The organism is Bilifractor sp. LCP19S3_H10 (genome assembly GCF_052119185.1).
Taxonomy (GTDB): Bacteria; Bacillota; Clostridia; order Lachnospirales; family Lachnospiraceae; genus Bilifractor.
In genome coordinates this window covers 1-20,353 of the sequence record NZ_JBQKFT010000012.1, presented here as the reverse complement: position 1 = coordinate 20,353, position 20,353 = coordinate 1, and the positions used below count along the sequence as shown (strand labels likewise).

Sequence of the window (20,353 nt, the reverse complement as noted above, 5' to 3'; positions counted from 1 at the left end):
ATCACCCCTATCCCTTCTTTCCTAAATCCGGAATTTTCTGATACCTCTCTTATGGATAATTTCCCCAGCTCCGGACAGATCTGAATTTGTATCCGGATCCGCTATTCTGGATAATTCCCCCGGTCCGGGCAGATCTGAATTTCCCGGTGACGTCAGCGCCGGAATCCTCACGCACACACAAGTACCTTCTCCATACACGCTCTCCACCGTGGCCCCGTATTCCGGACCGTATCGCAGCTGAATCCGCTGCTGTACATTGGCAACTCCAAACCCATGATCAGATTCATCCCTGGCCTGCCCCGAAATCAGTTCACGCATATGCTCCAGCTCCTCAGGCTTCATGCCAATGCCATCATCCTTTACGGTGAATACAAGATCACCGCCATCCTTCTCCCCTATGACAAGAATGTGACCCATTGCGCGGCGGTTTTTAATACCGTGATACAGCGCATTTTCCACGATCGGCTGCAGCATCAGCCGCATCATATAATATCCACCGATTTCCTCCGGAATTCTGATTTCATAGCTCAGGATATCCTGATAGCGAAACTGCTGGATCTCCAGGTAGCTCCTGGTATGACTTTCCTCATCCCTTACCGTGATCCAGTCCCGCCCCTTCGAGAGACCGGTCCGGAAAAATGTCGACAGCGAACTCACCATCTTCACAGCAAGCGCATTTTCCCCTGCCTCTGCCAGCCACATGATGGCATCCAGCGAATTATACAGAAAATGCGGATTGACCTGCTCCTGCAGAAGCTTCAGCTCGAGATCCCGCATCTGGCGCTCATCCCGGTGTATGTTTTCCACGAGAAGCGAAATCTCCCTGACCATATCGTTAAAACTGTCCGCCAGCACGTCGATCTCATCGTGAGAATTGGATTCAAAACGAACGGAAAAATTTCCCCCAGAGAACATCTTCGTTGCCTTAACCAGTCCAAAAATGGGATCTGTAATCTTATGAGTCATCCACCGGGAGAAGGATACCGTCGCCGCAAAAGCAAACGCAATCAGCACGACGATGATCCAGGTAAGCACACGCACGTTGCGTGCTATTTCCTCACGGGATTGCTCCATAAGGGCCGCTTCCCGATAGATATACTTCTGGATATTCTCCTGAATCATATCTGTCATGACATAAATATCCGTCTTCAGAATCTCAATATTGTCGTCGTAATGACCGCCCTCTCGGATATTATCCGCAACCTCATCGACACATTTTTCCAGATTGTCAAGAACACGGAAAATCATATCCAGATTATTCTCAACTTCTGAATCATCATTGTCGGCGGCAAGGCTCTTGAAATGGCTTCGCATATCATCGATCAGATAATATGGATTGTCCGCATTCTTCTCCTTAATGATCTTATCCCAGTCATTGGCCTCCACTATGAGATAATACATGGTACTGTTCATGTTTTTCTCCCAGTCAAGATTATAACTGTTGACTGCCGTAATGTTCTGTACGCTTCTGTCATACCGGGTGTATATCATATTCAGCAGAACCAGACAGACAACGGACAGTGCCGTCAGCGGGATCGTAATAACGAGTATGATTCTCCAGATCCTGCGTAAAATACTGGTTCTTTTCTCGGTAACGCCTTCCGCCGTTTTCACAAAAGTCCCCCTCTTCTGCCTGTTCCCCTGCCCGTCCCGCGCATACGTCTGTTTTGCGTTCATGGCTCCTCAGCCTCTGTCACGCGGTTCCGATACTCCTTCGGCGTCATATCCAGCGTCTTCTTGAAAATATAATAGAAATAATGAGCATCGCTGTATCCTACCTTCATGCCGATCTCCGCGCTCGTGAGGTCCGTGGTCTTCATCAGTTTTTTTGCCTGATCCATCCGCAACCCTGTCAGATACTCGATAAAGGTATGTCCTGTCTTCTGGCTGAACATATGACTCAGATAATTTGACGAAACGCCGATTGCGCCAGCCACCTTTCCCAGCGACAGGTCATTCTCGCAAAAATGCTTCTTGATGTATTTCTGTGCTTCCTGCGTTAACGAAAGAGACTGTGTTTCCGAATACTTGTCCCGGAGCGCCAGCGTCGCCGAAAAACATTGCTTCAGCTGTCTTTCCGCCTCTTCCATGGAAGCTGAAAACCCTTGTGAATAAAAGGCACCGCAGGCTTCCTCAATCTCATCCTTTGTACACCCGCAGTTTCCCAGAAAGCCAGCACAGATGAGATATACATCCATCATGATATACTGACGGAAAAGCAGAGACGAAAGATTCCGGATCCCGATATTTTTCACGATTGTGTCACAGAATACATCGATATCATCGACGTCTCCGCTTGCCAGAAAATTATGAATGTATGTCCTGTCCATCTGCCAGAACTCCACAGCGTCACGGTCCGACAGACTTCCCCGGCCGCTGTCCCGGCTCTCAGAACCCGGCCGTCTCGAAGACGCATCCCTGTCATAGACAAATTCGCGCCCCTCATCATACAGGAAGCGCTGCGCGAACATCCGTCCGGCCAGATGATAGGAATCGGCAATCTCACTGATATGTTCCACAGCCGGTCCTGTAGAAGTAAAATAAATGTAGCCGTCCGCATCTGCCATGCCCCGTCTGATCGCCTCCATCACGGAAGCTCGGTTCTGCTCCATCGAATCCGCATCCGATCCGGTAACCAGTATGCACACAGATCCGCCCACCTGCTCACAGCAGAAAACATCCCGCAGCGCATCCAGCATATCCATCACACCGTCGCCCGGATTGTTCCTTCGGCCTGCCCGCCTGTCCTGGCTCACCAGACACTGAAACAGAATGATCTGATAGAACGCTGCTGAAAGACGGATGCCCAGCTCATGACTCATTTCCATCAGGCGCGTCATAGAATATCGTCCGCTGATCACATTTTTCAGGAAAGCAGAACGTTCCAGCCGGATACGCTCCTCATGTTCCTTTTCATAAATCGCGCGATAGTTTTCCCTCTCCCGCTCCGCTGCAATATCGGTCCCGATTTTTTTCATCGTCTCCAGAAGCTTTGCGCCTGTCACCGGCTTCAAGAGATATTCCGTCACCCCGATACTGATCGCTTCCCTTGCATAGGAAAAATCGTCATAACCACTCAGAATGATGATTCTCGTGTGCGGAAGACTGCTGCACACCAGTCTGGAGAGTTCCAGCCCATCCATAAACGGCATACGGATATCGGTGATCAGAATATCCGGTCTGCTCTGCATGATCATCGGATATGCCTTTTCTCCGTCACCTGCCTCACCGGTCAGCTCAAATCCCTCCTGCTCCCAGTTTATCGTTTTTCGGATTGCCTCACGAATAATATATTCGTCTTCCACCAGAAATACCTTCAGCATATCGAACGCCTCCTGTACGGCACAAACTCACTCTATTAAAACACATCCTGCATCTGTCGTCATCCCCGCGTCCATACGCACATCAGGATAGAATCTGACAACGGACACCCCGTTGAACAGTGATCGTCTTGCTTCTATACACGCATCATGAACGAATCCGACAACGAACACCCCGTTGAACAGTGATCGTCTTGCTTCTATATGCACATTATGAACGAATCCGCCACACTTCGAACCTGTTTATTATACAACACGTCCGGATCCATTGCTCCCCATAAACGGATCAACGGATCCGGGACATATCAAAGGTACTCTGACTGCATCCTGATTCGAGATCACAAAGAGATTCAGACAGAGCGGACAACTCTGCCTGAATCTCCAATATACCTGCTGTCACCCTCAGTTTTCTCTTCGTCTCTTGATGTAGGCAAAAATGGCCTGCAGCAGAATGAAAACGCAGAGAAGCGCTGCCGTCATGATGTTCGCCCAGCTCGACAGGAGCTTTCCATTCGTCATGACCAGCGAATTGATGGTACCTGTGATCATTACGCCAATCAGCGTCCCCCATACATTGCCGAAACCTCCGGTAAGCAGCGTGCCGCCGATAACCGCGGCAGCGATGGCATCCATCTCAAATCCCTTCGCCTGCTGGACCGAACCGGTCATCGTGTTCAGGCAGTACAGAATGGAACCAATGGAACAGAGCACAGAAGAAAGAATATACGCCTCCATCTTCGTCTTCCGGACATTCAGTCCCATCATCCTGGCACTGCTCTCGTTTCCTCCGACCGCATAGAGCACCCGCCCGAACTTGGTATACTTCAGGACAAAAAAGATAACGAACACAACGGCAAGCGCGATGATCACCGTAGGCCGGATGAACGGCGCGATCATCTTCTTTTTGCCCATGTACCCCAGAAAGGATGGAAGCAGAATCTTTGCATTTGCCCAGCCGTAAAACAGACTGCTTGCGTCCTTCGTGATCGGAACCTGTTCTGTGTTGATCACGGCTGTCATTCCTCTTCCGAAGAACATGCCCGCCATCGTTACGATAAACGGCTGAATATCCAGATAACCGATCAGGAATCCCTGCACACAGCCCCACACCACACCGACAATCATTACCAGTACGACAAGCAGAACCGCATTCATATGCTTATTTGCCATACCATCGGCAAGGATCATGCAATTCATCGCAATCAGGGAACCGACAGAGATATCGATCCCTCCCGTAAGCATGACGCAGGTCATGCCGGAAGCCACACAGATCAGACCCGCATTGGTAATGAACAGATTCAGGAAAGTCTGAAAATGAGTGAATCCTTTGCCCGCGTAAATCACGCATCCGATGGCGTACATGCCGATAAACAAAAGTATCGTGATAAACAGAAGCAGATTGTTGCTGTTGATTGCCTTCTTCTTTCTCACACTCTGAATTTGTCCAGCCATCATTCTGCCTCCTTTCCTGCCTCAGCTCTTTTTGTCCGGCGCATTGCAGACCATTCCTTGAAAACCGGAGACTGGATCACAACGATGATCACAATGATCACAGCCATAATCGCCGGAGACTGATCTGTAGACACGCCCATGGCAAGCAGCGTCGTCATAATTGCCTGGATTGTATAGGCTCCGACAATAGATCCCGCAAGATTAAATTTGCCGCCGGCAAGGCTGTTCCCGCCGAGAGCGACTGCCAGAATGGAGTACATCTCATTATTCAGTCCGATATTATTCGAATCCGCCGAATAAATTCTGGAAGAGGCAATCATACCGGCAACACCTGCGCAGAGACCGCAGATCGCATAACAGATGAAGCAGATCTTATCCGAGTTGATACCGCAGATCCTGGAGGCCCGGCTGTTGATGCCGACAGACTGAATATATGTCTCCAGCGCTGTTTTTCTGAGAACCAGCTGTGCTGCGGCAATCACGATGATCGTCACGATGATCGGCGTCGGTATGGGAACACCCGGAAGGAAATTTCCCAGATACTGATACGGCTCATATCGGATATAGATAATCTGATTGTTGCACAGAAGCAGTCCAATAGCACGTGCAGCCGTGAACAGAATCAGAGTCGCCACCATCGGCTGAATCTTCAGTTTGGCAACCATCGCGCCGTTGACACAGCCGCTTCCGAAGCCGAACAGCATACCGACGATAATTCCTACGGCAATCGGGGCCACAATACCCGTTACCGAGGTATTCCCGTAACCTGCCAGCACCATGCAGCCTCCGCAGGCCGCCAGTGACATAACCGATCCGACCGAGATATCGGTTCCGGCGGAAACAGCGACAACGAGCGTCTGTCCTACCGCAAGAATGGCGATTTCACTTCCGCGGTTCAGCACATCAATCAATCTTCCGTACAGCACACCGTTCTTGATTGCAATCGCAAAAAAAGACGGATCCTTGAACAGGTTGATCAAAAGCACCAGGATCAGCATCAGGATCGGCATGAAGAGCGGATGTTTTCTCAATTTTTTCCAGATATTCATTCCGTTTCACCTCCAGCGATCGCACCCATGACGCTCTCCTGCGTCAGTTCAACTTCATTGGAATCCAGTTCCCCTACCTTGTGACCGTCACGCATAATCAGAATCCGGGAGCAGGTTCGCAGCATTTCATCGATTTCCGAAGAAATAAAAATAACGCTCATGCCCTGCGATGCGAGCTGCAGAACCAGCTTCTGAATCTCTGTTTTTGTACCGATATCAATACCTCTGGTCGGCTCATCCAGAATCAGAAACTTCGGATTCGTCGCCAGCCAGCGCGCCAGAATCACCTTCTGCTGATTGCCGCCCGAGAGCTGACTGATCAGCGTTTCACGGGAGGCTGTTTTGATCTGAAGCATCTTGATATATTTGTCTGCAATCTCATTCTGCTTCGCCGTCGGAATCCGGTGAAACACTCCTGCCCTTGCCTGCAGTGCGATACAGATATTTTCACGGATCGACAGGCCGGCGATGCAGCCATCCAGCTTTCGATCATCCGGCAGATAGCCCATACCCGCCCGAATCGAGTCCAGCGGCGTATGGATCTTCAGGGTCTTCCCCTCCATCTCCGCATATCCGGTCTGTGAGTTGTCTATTCCGTAGATGCACCGCACCAGCTCGCTTCGTCCGCTCCCGAGCAGCCCTGCCAGCCCGACAACCTCTCCTTTTCGAATTGAAAAATCAAACGGCTTGATTGTCCCGCGATGGCTCAGATTCTCCGCCTTATAGAGGGTTTCATCTGAGACAGTATGTTCTCCTTCCTTGCGGATGGAGGCGAGATCATCAAAATCCTTGCCCAGCATCGCGGCCACGAGCTTTACCCTTGGCAGCTCAGCCACCGAATAATCACCGACAAATCCGCCGTTTCTCATAACGGTGATTCTGTCGCACACCTCATATACCTGTTCCAGAAAATGTGTGACAAATATGATGCCAACACCTTTTTTCTTCAGCGTACGCATCATATCAAACAGTTTTTCCACCTCGTGGTCATCGAGAGATGAGGTCGGCTCATCGAGAATCAAAACCTTTGCGTCCATGTCGACCGCACGGACAATCGCAACCATCTGCTGAATGGCAATGGAATAGTTTTCCAGCGTTCTGGTTACGTCTACCTCGATCTTCATACGCTGCATAAGTTCCTTCGCCTTACGGTTCATTGTCCGCCAGTCGATGGTATTCAGCTTTGTTCTCGGCTCACGTCCGATATAAAGGTTTTCTGCAACAGAAAGATTCGGACAGAGATTGACTTCCTGATATACTGTCGCAATACCGATCTTCTGGGCATCCATCGTCGAATGGCAGTGAACATTGCCTTCGACGCCTTTCACATACACATCGCCGCTGTCCCTTTCATACACACCTGTCAGGCACTTGATAATTGTAGACTTGCCGGCGCCGTTTTCTCCCATCAGCGCATGGATTTCTCCGCTCCGCAGCGTAAGCGAGGCATGATCAAGTGCTACAACGCCCGGAAAGGTTTTGACGATGTTCTTCATTTCCACAAGAACATTTTCTTCCATAATGATCCGCTCTCCTGTTATCCCAATGCAATTGTCTTCAGGCTGATTCCTTCCATCACGCGCGTCATGCACACAAACACGATTGCAGAAGGGATTTCCGCCAGCCTGAAGTTCCGTCTCGCGCACGTCATGCACACAAAAGCTATGATGGCATGTCACTCCACGCAAAAGGGCTGCTGCTCGAAAAGCGACAGCCCTTCCAGAATTCAGCTGGTGCAACTGCCGGACTTCTTAAAGTCCGTACGTCTGACCATCAGTATCCTGCATCAACGATGCTCTGATCAACTACAATCATATCCTCTGTGACATCCTTGCCTGCTGCGTTGGTGTAACTTACACTCTTAACCGTATCATCATGTGCGTACCACGGCTCAGCCATGTAGGTCTTTTCCGGAACATCTTTGCCTGCAGCAAGCTCAGATACGATCTTTGCACAGTCAGGTCCCTGCAGCGGGTTGCACTGGAAGTCTGCGTTGATATCGCCGTCAAGAACCATCTGAAGTCCTGCCTTGCATGCATCAAACGAGATGACAATGACATCACCGTCAACACCGTAGGAAACGCCTGCTGCTTTCATCGCATCTACAGCGCCGAACGCCTCGTTATCATTCTGACATACTACTACATTGAACTTTCCTTCGTAGGACTTGCAGTAGGACTCCATAACCTTCTGGCCGCCGTCCTGTGTGAAATCTCCGGTCTGCTCATCCAGCTTGTTCCATCCCTCAGATTCTACATACTGATCAAAGCCCTCGCTTCGTCCGATCTGTGCTGAAGATCCGGTTGTTCCGGAGATAACAAGGATATTGAGATCCTTAAGACCCTTTGCCTCTGCATAAGCCTTCAGCCATGCTCCTGCCGCAAGGCCTTCGTTCTTCGTCTCTGTTCCGATCCATGCTGTATATTTATCGGAATCATCGATCGTACGGTCAATGACGATAACCGGAATATCTGCATCCTGAGCCTCTGTCAGAACAGTGTCCCATCCGGTTGCAACAATCGGGTCAATAATGATGTAATCAACCTGCTGCTGAATGAAGTTTCTGACCGACTCAAGCTGTGCCTCGGAGTCATTGTCGCAGTCAACAAACTGAAGATCAAAGCCATTTGCCTCAGAGAAGGCTTCCTTGACGGAATTCGTCGAAGCGGTACGCCAGTCTGACTCATGTCCTACCTGAGAAAATCCTACGGTAATGAGATCTCCGTCCGTATTTCCCGCATCAGCGGAAATCGAGCTTGCAAGCTCCTCCATATCCTCTGAAGAATCTGCCGCTGCCGCTTCTTCTGAAGATGCTGAAGATGCCTCAGATGACTCTGATTTTGCCGACGTTGCTGAACTCGCAGATGATCCACATGCCGCAAGTCCTGTGGCCATTACCATGGCAATGATAGTTGCTACGACTTTTCTTTTCATTTTTTTCCCTCCCTTGAAAGAACAATGAAATAAATTTTTGACACCCCGTGTCAATGATCTTGATGCCTATATCATAGCCAAGGTATCTTGTCTGGTAAATTCAATATCTTTTTGAAAATGTTGTCAAACTACCTGATTTTATCCGAAAAAAAAACAAGAAATCGCATCTCCGGCACAAATTTTCATACCGTGAGTACGATTTCTTATTCTGCATGTTTGTTTTATTGTATAAGCTCTTCGAAAACGCAGACAGGATCGTCGCTTAATCCATCACCTTCCATGGCTTCCACCGCAGAAAATCCCCTGACACCAGATGATACTGCCTGCCGCGATATTCTCCCTGTATGCTGTCATGGAACCGGCTCTCCCCATGACAATGCGCGTAAATCACCTGCTCCGCGCCATATTCTTCCGCCATATCCGTAAATCCGCTTCGTTCCTCCAGAATATTTGTCGGCGGATAATGGAGGAACATGATAAACTTCCGGTAGCCGTCTTCTTTCGCCAGCTCAAAGGATTTTCTCAGACGCTTCAGCTCCCGGTCCACCAGCTTTTTCGCATGCTCCTCCGCCGCCTCGTCCCATCCCGCGATTCTTCCGCGGCGGTCCACATAAAAGGGTCCTTCAAAAGTGAATCCCTTTGTCCCGACAAGCGCATAGTCCCGGTACGTCTCATAATTATCCTGAAGAAAGGCAAGCTGTGGCTGATATCTTTCATTCAGCTGCCCTGTTTTCTTTGCATCCCAGAACATATCGTGATTGCCGCGGGTCAGGATTTTCCTGCCGGGAAGATCACAGATATACTGAAGATCCTCTTCACATTGCGCAAGATTCTTTCCCCAGCTGTGATCTCCGACCAGAACAAGCGTATCCTCGTCCTTCATCAGCTGTGCGCAGTTTTTTTTGAATTTTTCCTCGTGCTTCTTCCATACACGGTCATGCAGCTGTCCGGGCGCCTTCAGCTCAGACTGAAAATGAAGATGCAGATCTCCAATCGCATATAAAGCCATACGCAGAAAATTGCCTCCTTCCTCCTTCAGGCATATGGTAATTTTTACCGGTTAAATTTTCATACACCTTTTCCAGAAGCCCCGAAGTGATTTTCGTCACTGCGGGGCTATGTGAGGTATCGATATTCATTGTTCTGAAGAGCGTAAACGGAGCAGCCGCAAACGCGGCAAACATGTTCCAGGCAAATGCACTCGGGAAATATCTAAAACTCCGATTTTTCCAAACATGCAAGGAGGTGTCTTCCGTGGTACCAGAGGACCGTTGGATCAAATGCACCCAGCGCTGCCACACCGGTATACCCCATCAGCTCTTTCAGCTGTCTGTTCATCTGCTGCAGCTTTTCCCTCACAGCCGGTGTCCCGTTTTTCAGCAGCCCTGGCAGGATGGCACGCCCGGTCGAAACAGCATCAGCTCCCAGCGCCATGAGTTTGTATGCATCTCTTCCATCATCCACGGAACAGTCCGCGAAAATCTTCATTTTCCCTGAGACTTTCCTGATATCAGGTAGTATCATCGCCGGCGGTACGGCAAATGGCAGTCTGCCGTGATGATGACTGACTACGATTGCATCCACGCCTGCCTTCTCACAGATGGCGGCATCCTTTATGCTGAGGACTCCCTTGGCAACAAACGGAACTCCCAATTCATGTGCAGTCTCTGCAAATCCTTCTATATCCTGATCCGTCAGTGTGCCCATTTTTTCGCCATCGACCACATCTACATTTCCATCATTTCCGATGCTGTGATCGATATCAATGCCAACCGCAAATGCCTGATGTTTCACCGCGAAGGCCATCTGCCTCCTGATCTTTTCATGATCGGCAAAAGGCTTGATGATGCGAATTGTATCAGCGCCGACTGCGGCAATGTCCGCATAATCCGCGTCGGACTCCATGCCGACCCAGTTGACGAGTCCCAGATCCTTTGCCGCCTGCGCATACTCTTCCATTGGCCGGTGATCGAGCCCTGCCTTGTTTAAATGCGAAAATGCCGGCATCATGATCGGAGATGTAAATTTCCGCCCCCAAAGCATCATCGAGATATCTGCCGTATGCGTTCCGATGATGCGCTCTTCTATGAGAATTTCATCCAAAAAATGCCTTGTGTGCCAGCTTGCGTTCGATGCATCTTTTGGCAGCGCCGGAATAAGCCCCTCCGGTCCCGGCCAGTTTGCTTCTTTCTCCATCTGTCAACCTCCATATCGCGAATCCGAATCTTTTAAGAATACAATCGCTGTAACAATATGTAAACCTTTATAACTATAAGCATGAGCACTTACCTCAATAGCTCATCGTACTTTGATGCTTCCGCTTTAAAAATCCTCCATCGGCACCTGTACTATACTTTTGTTATGTCAAATTTGACAGTGATCTCATGACGAGATCTACATCCTGATTTTCCAGTTCCTGAATAACGTGCAGGTATGTCTTTTGCGTTGTTGTCATACTGGCATGCCCAAGCCTTCTTGCGACACTGGCAATAGAAACCCCGGCATAGAGCAGTATCGATGCGTGCGTGTGCCGCAACCCGTGCACAGAGATCACCGGGATTCCCAGTTTTTTGCAGTACCGCTCCAGCAAATCATTCACGGTAGAATTGTACACCTTCTTATCTGTCGCAAAGATCGGCTGATCTGCAGGCAAATCTTTTACGAGTGTTGCAAACTGCATTACTACCTGCCAGTCAATCTGGATCTTTCGGACCGAGGAACGATTTTTAGTTGGGGCAAAGCCTCCTCCCTCCTTGTAATTCCACGTCTTGCTGACAGAAATGGTCTGATGGGCAAAATCAAAATCTGCCGGGGTGACCGCCAGTGCCTCCGAGAAACGCATGCCGGTCTTTGCCACAAGAAGAATGAACCAGTCCCAGCTGACCGTTTCTCCAAGCGTCAGATTTGTCAAAAGTGTGTGAAGCTCAAACTGGTTCAGATATTTTCTTTTTTTCTCAGCAGGTGTCTTTCCCTTGATAATAACCTTTCGCGTCGGATCGTGAGGAATCAAGCCTTCATCAACAGCATCCAGAACAGCTCCCTTCAGCTGATGATGAAAATCCATCGTCGTCTGCCGCTCATGTTCTTTTGCATACTCATTGATGATCTGCTGATATACCGTCCGTGTAACATCGCAGAGCTTCAGATCCGGCACCAGTTTTTCAATCCAGACAAGGCTCATCTTGTACTTGGACAGGGTAACATCACGAATTGCGCCCTCCTTGTACACAGATATCCAATTCCGATAGTATTCCTTCAGCTGATCGGTCGGTTGAAATTCATAAGGCATATTTTTCTCCTTTCATTGCTATGCCGATGAAGGACCGACCGCCTTCTGTTTATTTTCCATCTTTCTGTTCCGGATCCGGGATGTCGAACCCATCTGCCAGAATAAAATCTGTAAGGAGCTTATCCACCCGGTTGCTCACCAAAAACGGCGGAAGCATCTTCCCATCCACCTGTGAGAAATACGTCTGTGCTTTGTCACGCACAACGGTCGCCTTCAGCGCATCAAAGCGGCCGTACTCGTTCAGCTTATTTTTCGTCAGATGGGCTTTCATCATATCTGTAAGCTGTGTCTCTGAGACGCCAAGGTACTTCACCACGCGCTTTACCTGTTCTGATTTCGCATTTTTTTCATACATGACGATATAATCCCGGAAACTTCTGTCCGGAACGAGATGAACATCTCCGGTCTGCACATCATGCAGGAAAATGTTGGCGTATTTCTGATCTTCCTGAGAGAGGAAGGCATAGGACTTGTGCAGATCTGCCAGCATCTTCTCTTTTTCCTCCTGCGGGACACTTGGGTCACTGAGAGGTTTCTTCCATTTTTCGAATCTGGCATTCATATAATCGTTGTCGATAACACCGGTATTCTCTTCCGTCAAATAGGGATCTATCGGGAAGGTGATTTCCTCCTCCTGATCATCCACGCCTCTGCCACGCTGCAGTTCTCTGTACCTCTGCTGAAGAATGTTGTATTGCTTCACCGTTGGAATCAACGTAATCGTCTCCTCCCTGCTCTCATCTTCCGGATCGATCCGGGAGGAATACTCCCGTCTGTCCCAGCGCATTCCCTGGATCCTGGCAGCCTGCAGATAAGTGGAGAATTCCCGGTACAGCTTCGCGAACTTTGCCTTTGACGGAACATCCCCTGGCAGACGGTCCATATCCGGAATCCCTGCACTTCGGAATATTTCCGTCATGTCCCGGAAGGTTACATTCATATGGGTGATATTATCCGGCAGATGATCTGCAAAAAGGCCCTGCGGGCGGTCGCCCGAATAGAGCCGGACGGCATCCGCGATGTTCCGCTTCATGGTATGTGGCATCCGGTAATATCGAATGATTCCGAACGGTTTTTCATTAATGTTGAATAAACGGTTCGTCCTGGAAAAAGCCTGAATCAAGTTCTGATAGACAAGCACCTTATCCAGATACAGCGTGTTGATCCACTTGGAATCAAATCCGGTAAGCATCTGATTGACGACAATCAGAAGATTAAGCTGCTCTTCCGGCTTTACCCGAGCGTAGGGTTTCTTATGCGCCAGCCTTGCAGAAACATCCTTCTTGAATGCAGCATAACCGCCAATATCAAAGTTCTGACCAAAGGTGTTGTTGTAATCTGTCAGCATCTCCTTCAGCCCGTCTTCCTTAGTAAACACTTTCTTTCCACTCTGATTGTCGATTGTCGGGTCAAAGAGTCCCGTCACCTTCAGTTCCGGGTATTTTTCGCGGAAGATCCGGTAATATTCGACCGCCTCCGGGATACTGGATGTGGCAAAAATAGCATGGAATTTACCATTTCTGCTGAGCGTCCGCCAGTTCTCCATGATGTCATTCACCACGGCATTCTGATACACTGGTGTCTGCCAGGCTTCCCTTTCAACATAATCTTCGATGCCCTTCTCGTATCTGCCATCTTCTCCTTTACGCCCTGCCATCGGAACTTCCGATGCGGACATAAAGTGATAGTACTTCTGACTCATCACCGGATCTGTCACAGCTTCTTCTTCTGAAAGAGCGCCGGATTCCTGTTTTGCAACCCTCTTGCGCAAATCCTTATCACGGTACACCAGCACCATTGTCGGATCAAAACCCAGAACGTTTTTATCTCGAATTCCATCTGCAATACTATAACGATGCAGTTCATCTCCGAAAATATCCGCCGTCGTGTTCATTGCCTTTTCATTTTCCGTAAACACAGGTGTACCAGTAAAACCGAAAAACAGTGCCTTCGGAAAAGTTGCCTTGATCGTTGATAGCATTTCGCCAAATGTAGAGCGGTGACATTCATCAATAATGAAGACGATTTTCTTGCTCTGCATCTCTTCCAGATCTCTGGCGCGCATTTTTGCAGTTGCATCTTCGCGGATGTTGCTCATCTTTTGAATAGAAGAAACGATCAGTGTGTTTCTTGGATCATTACTCTTCAGTTTGGAGATAAGGGTAATCGTGTCTTCCGTTGCCTGCACATCATCCGTATCATCCGCAAACGCCCGGTACTCCTTCAACGACTGAACTCCAAGCTCGATTCGGTCCATCAGGAAGACCACCTTATCGGCATCCTTAGAATTGGCAATCAGCTGCGCGGACTTAAAGGAAGTCATTGTCTTTCCGGAACCAGTTGTGTGCCACACATATCCGCCCAGCTGATTTCCCTCCATCCAATCATTTTTTGACACACGGTCAGAGATCTTGTTCGCCGCATAATACTGGTAGCTGCGCATTACCTTCAGCACACCATCGGAATCATCCGCAACCGTGTAGAATCCGATCAGCTGATGCGCCATCGGAATAGAAAGCAGCTTCTCCGCAACCAGCTTCCAGTTGTTAACCGGCTCGTTATTCACATCCTCCCAATGAAAGAAAAAGTCAGCATTGAACCTGCCATCCGGTCCGGGATTGGCAAAATACAGTGTCTCCTCCGGGTTCATGGCCACAAATACCTGCACAAGAGAAAACAGACCGGTAAACACGCCTTCATGCGCATACTTCTGGATCTGATTCACCGCCTCCTGAACCGGTACTCCGGAACGTTTCAGTTCTATATGAAACACCGGCATTCCATTGATGAGAAGCATAAGGTCTCCGCGGCGGTCCTGCAGCACCTTTTCATGTCTCGGAAAAAGCGGCTGCTCTACGATCTGGTACCGGCTTTGTCCGGCAGCGATCTCCATGCGGTCATAGATCTTCAGGCTGACCTCCTTCCCATAGTGATCCTTATCTTTTGGATTTTTGCGGGTAATGGAAACTGTTTTTCCGTTAATAAATCCATTCAGAGCAAGTGGAGTCCGCGCTTCTCTGATCTGCTCCAGCAGCTCATCCATTTCCTCCGGAATCAATGGGCAGTCATTCAGCCTGTCCTTGCCACGATTGTTCTCAAACAGAATATCTGCCCAGTTCTGGATCAGGTCTTTCTCTGTCGGATGGTCAATTACCTTCTTCTCCCATCCATATCCCTGAAGTGCAGCGATAAGCGCTTTCTCAAAATCAGCTTCTATTTCAAAATGATCCATTTATATGCTCCTGAAATAACAAATTTTTATGCGTTTTTGCTTTCGATGATGAAGGGTGATGAGGTTGTCGAGTCCTTGAAAAAAAGCCCCAATTTTCTGCTGTTCAGGATAAGACGGCACCACGAATGTTTCCTGCAAAAAATCATTTGCTACAAGGTTCGTCATCATTGTTGACGCTTTTGTACTTCTCAAAAGTATGCCACCCATAAGTCGTTCATTGTTGATAGCGTACTTCCAAAACTGCAAATCATAAGGCTTCATTATTGGCTTGAATACATCAAAAACGTGTGAAACTATGCCGTTTCCGATAGTATTCTCAACAAAACGACCGTGAGCATAGTTTTTGCTTTTATTTCCCTCAAAAGCAATATCGCCAAGCTCAAAAATATTATATGTGAGCAAGTATCTTTCATCCGTGATGTATGAATCCGGTTTGAAGTACATATTGGCAACCGAAATAATGTCATATTTTCCGTAGGTCAAGTCATTCTTTCTACTTGCCTTTTCGTATAATTCGGAAAACTTCCGCTGTTCCCAATCTCCAGTGAAGCCTCCGAACCTAACTCTTGGCACAGATTCACCCTTTTGAGGGAAACAATTTTCTAGCATCGTTTTTTTCAGAATTTTCAGCTTTTCCAGCTTACGTTGATGAAGGGTGATGAGGTTGTCGATGCTCTCAAAAACAGATCCTATGGCATCTTGTTCATCTTTCTCAGAAGGTATCGGCACCATAAAATTCGATAGATTACTACGGCTTATTCTCTGTCGCGTTCCTCCGGCAAGACAGGTATTTACCTCGTTAAAGTATGGTTGTGATGACAGATACTGCACCAAAAATTTATTACTCACATCAGGTGAGGTTCTGACGATTGTGCAATCAACTGCTGTTATCATCTTTGTGCCTAAAAATGGCATAATACAAGCTCTTCCAGCAGGTTCAGGCAATCTCGAAATTAAGATATCTCCTGGTAAAACTTCTTCGCAATGGAGTCGATCAAAAGTCTCATTAGATATCCATTTTTTATTGTTTGGCTTATCGAGATATTCAGTAACACCCACGTTACCAGTCTGAATTAATCGAACACCCGAATCACTTTGATCTTCCGATTCAATCCAATCACCGTCCGTAAATTTCTCGCATAGCGATGACAACTTACGCTGTTCCCAATCATTTTGATATCCCTTGAATCGGATCGCCGGTGTTTTCCGCTTATTCATCTTCGGAACCTCCTAACAGAATACGTAGTTCCCGGATACCCTGCATATCCGACTCTGATCCGGTGAGATCTCCCAGCATATCACACAACTCTTTTTCTGTCTGATGAATCTCTGCTTCAAGGTCATTCATAGTTACCGAATATTTATTTGCAGCCGCTTCTACATCCTTGGAGAACTTTTCCAACATGGTCTCGGAAAGAGACGCGATTCCATCAAGCACGGGCTTTGCCCATTTCTGGTGAAGCAGTATACGGGCCTGCCCATCTGTCAGATTTTCGATTGTCTTCTTTGTGTCCAGATGCAGCCTTTCTTCCTTTTTCCTGATTTCACTCTTCAGAAATTTCTCTTCATTATTCAGCCGCTCCGCCTTCTGCAAGGTTGAAATCAGCTGAGGGCTGGCGTCGCTGTCTGCCTTTAGTGTTTTCAGAACAGTCTTAATATTTTTAAACACAAATGCATCATTGCTATCGTTGAGTGCGTCCGAGATTGATTCTTTTTCCTCTTCACTTAACGCATCCAGCAGTTCCTCGTAGGATGATGGGATCCCCGCAAGCTGTTCCTCCTCATCCGATAAATCCTTCCTTTCAGCAGCCAGGCAGTTTTTCTGAACGAGATCAAAAGGCAAAATATGTCCCTTCCATCCCTCCTGGACCTCCACATCTTTTCCATTCTTTTTCTTCACTACCATGTTGGGATCCACCTGGCTCACTGCTTTCCATCCTTCTGTCTGGATCAGTTCCAGATCGCCGCCGATGACAGAGAACTGGTCCTCAAAGATCTCGTAAGCCTGGTATGGATCCAGAAGCGGAATGTCGTGGAAGCGACGGAAGATCTCCCCTGTCAGATCTTCCTCTATTTTTGGCACAGAGAGTGTTTCTGCCTGGTCTATGAGGGCAGTATCCATTTTTTCACCAAGATCCTCAAAAGCCTCCCTGAATGTGTCACGGAACCGGCAGACATCTGCATTCTTCCGTATCGTTTCTTTTATATTTTCTGTGCACAGATGAAGATACCCGTTCTCCCCTGCAAACAGCTCGTCCTTCAGCGTCGGGAATACCTTCCAGAAACTGTCAAAACAGTGTAGTTCCTGCTCCGGAATACCTCCGAACATGGCAGCATAGATGTCGTAGCTCTCTGCTTCCTCAGAGGAATCCACATAGCGCGGAATATTCAGATTGTAATCATTTTCCCGGATTTCTTCGCGGCTCACCACACGGGAATATTTCGGCGTTGTCCTGCGTGCCCGCACCGTATCGGCAATCCTTCGGATATCAGATGCACGCAGCTTGTTATTTTTTCCCTCTTTGGCAAATCCTTTGGAGGCGTCAATGATCAGAACGTCTGTGCTTTCCCGCTTCTGACGCAGTACCATGATAATCGTCGGAATGCCGGTGCCGAAGAAAATATTGGCAGGAAGACCGATGATGGCATCGATATTGTTCTGCTCGATCAGGTTTCTGCGGATGGTACCTTCCTCACCGCCGCGAAAAAGAACACCATGGGGAAGGACAATGGTCATGATACCGTCCGGCTTGAGGTGATAGAGATCATGCAGAAGAAAAGCGTAGTCCGCCTTGGATTTGGGAGCCAGACCGTAACGGGCGTATCTGGCATCATTTTCCTTTCCGGAAGGATCCCACCGTTGAGAATAGGGCGGATTGCTTACGACCGCATCCACATATAACGGCTCATAAGTTCCCTGTGGATCCGATTCATCGAAATATGGCCAGTCTTCTTCAAGGGTGTCGCCATTTCTGGTCACGATATTGTCCGGAAGGATGCCTCGCATGACAAGGTTCATACGTGTCAGATTGTATGTGTTGGCTTTCAACTCCTGCGCGTAATAACGGATCCTGTTCGGGTCTTCCATATATTTAGACGCGGTCCTGCCGATGTTTATTAACAGACTTCCGGAACCAGAGGTGGGATCATAAATTTTGATTTCATCGCGACCCTTCAGGTGGTTTGCTATGATCTCGGACATGAGCAGGGACACCTCATGGGGTGTGTAGAATTCTCCGGCCTTCTTCCCTGCGTTGGCTGCGAAGTTAGAGATCAGATATTCGTAAATGAAGCCAAGCACATCATAGTCCTGTCTTCCATTCATGGGGATTTCATTGATCAGCTGGATCAGATCACTGACCGCCTTGGTCTGGGATTTTGTATTCTCACCGAGCTTGGAGAGTCCGGTCTCCAGAGTGTTGAAAATGCCTTCAAAAACCTTCTTATGCGATTCTGAAATCAGACGGTTAAACGAAGACAGCCCTGTGCGGACGTTATCAACGGAAAAATCTGATCCCATTTGGATCCAGGTCGAGAACAGATCTTTCCAGGCAATAAAATAGCCAAGGCTCTGCTGTGCACTTGTACGGCTGGAATAGGCATCGTCTGCCTCTTCATTGACATATTCACGAATACTTTCTGCGTCATATCCTCTCTGCAGGAGCCAGTGCTCCTCTTTATCAGAGAGGTATTTATAGAAAATAAATCCAAGAATGTAATCCTTGTACTCATTGGCCTCAATCTTTGACCGCATACGGTTCGCGGATTCCCAGATCTTTGCTGCCAGCTGCTGCTTGTTCATCTCGTATTGTCCCCTTTTGTGTGTCAATTATAAAATGACGTGGTCATATCAATAAAACCGGGAAACCCTGCCCCGTCCCCGGCTGTATCTGAATCCATCATGCTTCTTTTTTCTTGAAAAATAGAAATAACCTCTAAACAGGAAAAGCTGACGTCACTACTCGCTTTTCTGCTCCAGAACAGCACCTGCTGATCCCATAGCAGCCGCAACTCCGATAAATAGTAAAGGTAATGGCATATCCGACCTCCTTATAACTTAATCAGATCCTTGACGCTCTCAGAGATCACTTTTTTCCGGTCAGTGATCTCATTAACCATAGCTTCTATCGTGAGATAAGGACGATCTGTCGTCTTAATCCATTGCAGCTCTTTCTCAAGATCAAGAAGCGTAACGATACTGTTTTCCAATTCCAGGAACACAGCTTTATCGATGTTCAGCTTACGAACTACATATTTCAGTATACGACGCTCAGTCTCATCATAATTCCCGTCGCTGTTCTGCATCGATATTACTGCTGCCGACATTTTCTCCTTTTGTCTCAAGTGAAATCTCCGCGGCAACTATTTCCTTCTCTTCCCTTTTAGCAATCATATCTTTCTCGTGTTTCTCCGATGTGTATAAACCATTAATGATTCAATGATTCCGGAAACCACTCCTATCTTGCCTAATTATAACATTTGTAAGCTAATATGTAATGGCCTCACATTTGCAACATCTCGGGTTTACCTATAAACTATCATTGTCACAAGCAAGATCCGGGGACGCCAGAACCCAGCCGCTTTACTTTCTTATCACGACCGCCGGGACGGATATGAACAGTATCTGCTACGAAGTCCTCCAGAAGGCGCTCGACGTCATCGAAGGCAGGAAAATCGACCCGACATTCTACCCTGTGATCTACGGGGCGGAGGAATCCGATGACTGGACAGACCCCGCCGTCTGGAAGAAAGCGAATCCGTCCCTTGGTATCACAGTAGGAATCGACATGGTGGAAGCTGCCTGCAACTCAGCAAAGCAGACCCCCGGCGAGGAGAACGCCTTCCGGCAGCTGAGACTTCATCAATGGGTGAAGCAGGCCGTCCGGTGCTCCGCTTGATGATGGATAACATCTTCATCCGCCGTGACCCTGCAGGAAACATCAAGGCTGATAAGGAGAAATCAAAGGTAAACGGTAAACCGCCAGTACCTGTTGTACCTAGCTAGCCTTTGCGATAATGGAGTCGAATAAATCTAAGGTTTTTTCGACTTCTCCAAAGGAGGCTTGGTATTGATGGA

13 protein-coding genes and 1 pseudogene are annotated in these 20,353 nt (G+C 48.2%); 1 reads left to right on the top strand and 13 read right to left on the bottom strand.

Annotated features, from left to right (window positions below; all coding sequences use genetic code 11):
• Nucleotides 1-21: 21 nt before the first annotated feature.
• The 13 genes from ACTQZS_RS10110 to ACTQZS_RS10050 all read right to left on the bottom strand — a co-directional run bounded on the left by ACTQZS_RS10110 (nt 22) and on the right by ACTQZS_RS10050 (nt 19,602).
• Nucleotides 22-1,677 carry a sensor histidine kinase gene (locus ACTQZS_RS10110; RefSeq protein ID WP_441475695.1) on the bottom strand — a complete coding sequence of 552 codons (1,656 nt, stop codon included), beginning with the start codon at nt 1,675-1,677 and terminating at the stop codon, nt 22-24.
• Nucleotides 1,674-3,323 (bottom strand): response regulator transcription factor, encoded by a 1,650-nt coding sequence (locus ACTQZS_RS10105; RefSeq protein WP_441475694.1) that lies wholly within the window; start codon nt 3,321-3,323, stop codon nt 1,674-1,676. The genes ACTQZS_RS10110 and ACTQZS_RS10105 overlap by 4 nt, the downstream gene beginning before the upstream one ends.
• A 399-nt stretch (nt 3,324-3,722) precedes the next feature.
• Nucleotides 3,723-4,775 carry an ABC transporter permease subunit gene (locus ACTQZS_RS10100; protein WP_441475693.1) on the bottom strand — a complete coding sequence of 351 codons (1,053 nt, stop codon included), beginning with the start codon at nt 4,773-4,775 and terminating at the stop codon, nt 3,723-3,725.
• Nucleotides 4,772-5,821 carry an ABC transporter permease gene (locus ACTQZS_RS10095; protein WP_441475692.1) on the bottom strand — a complete coding sequence of 350 codons (1,050 nt, stop codon included), beginning with the start codon at nt 5,819-5,821 and terminating at the stop codon, nt 4,772-4,774. The genes ACTQZS_RS10100 and ACTQZS_RS10095 overlap by 4 nt, the downstream gene beginning before the upstream one ends.
• Nucleotides 5,818-7,341 (bottom strand): sugar ABC transporter ATP-binding protein, encoded by a 1,524-nt coding sequence (locus ACTQZS_RS10090; RefSeq protein ID WP_441475691.1) that lies wholly within the window; start codon nt 7,339-7,341, stop codon nt 5,818-5,820. The genes ACTQZS_RS10095 and ACTQZS_RS10090 overlap by 4 nt, the downstream gene beginning before the upstream one ends.
• 253 nt (nt 7,342-7,594) lie before the next feature.
• Nucleotides 7,595-8,755 (bottom strand): ABC transporter substrate-binding protein, encoded by a 1,161-nt coding sequence (locus tag ACTQZS_RS10085; protein ID WP_441475690.1) that lies wholly within the window; start codon nt 8,753-8,755, stop codon nt 7,595-7,597.
• 262 nt (nt 8,756-9,017) lie between these two features.
• Complete coding sequence (locus ACTQZS_RS10080) at nt 9,018-9,764, bottom strand: metallophosphoesterase (RefSeq protein WP_441475689.1); 747 nt, start codon at nt 9,762-9,764, stop codon at nt 9,018-9,020.
• A gap of 203 nt (nt 9,765-9,967) precedes the next feature.
• A complete protein-coding gene (locus ACTQZS_RS10075) occupies nt 9,968-10,951 on the bottom strand; it encodes an alpha-hydroxy-acid oxidizing protein (protein ID WP_441475688.1) in 984 nt (327 codons plus the stop codon).
• A 163-nt stretch (nt 10,952-11,114) separates the two neighbouring features.
• Entirely contained in the window at nt 11,115-12,044 is a 930-nt protein-coding gene (locus ACTQZS_RS10070; RefSeq protein WP_441475687.1) for a site-specific integrase, read from the bottom strand.
• 49 nt (nt 12,045-12,093) lie between these two features.
• The gene (locus tag ACTQZS_RS10065; protein ID WP_441475686.1) at nt 12,094-15,276 is read right to left on the bottom strand and encodes a type I restriction endonuclease subunit R, EcoR124 family; all 3,183 of its coding nucleotides are present in this window, start codon (nt 15,274-15,276) and stop codon (nt 12,094-12,096) included.
• A complete protein-coding gene (locus ACTQZS_RS10060) occupies nt 15,277-16,494 on the bottom strand; it encodes a restriction endonuclease subunit S (RefSeq protein ID WP_441475685.1) in 1,218 nt (405 codons plus the stop codon).
• Nucleotides 16,487-19,078 carry a type I restriction-modification system subunit M gene (locus ACTQZS_RS10055; protein WP_441475684.1) on the bottom strand — a complete coding sequence of 864 codons (2,592 nt, stop codon included), beginning with the start codon at nt 19,076-19,078 and terminating at the stop codon, nt 16,487-16,489. The genes ACTQZS_RS10060 and ACTQZS_RS10055 overlap by 8 nt, the downstream gene beginning before the upstream one ends.
• Before the next feature lie 248 nt (nt 19,079-19,326).
• Nucleotides 19,327-19,602, bottom strand: coding sequence for a hypothetical protein (locus ACTQZS_RS10050; protein ID WP_441475683.1), 276 nt, complete (start codon nt 19,600-19,602; stop codon nt 19,327-19,329).
• Between the two features lie 230 nt (nt 19,603-19,832).
• Here ACTQZS_RS10050 and ACTQZS_RS10045 point away from each other — a divergent pair.
• Nucleotides 19,833-20,162, top strand: a pseudogene (locus ACTQZS_RS10045) (terminase large subunit); the annotation flags it as partial.
• Nucleotides 20,163-20,353 lie beyond the last annotated feature (191 nt).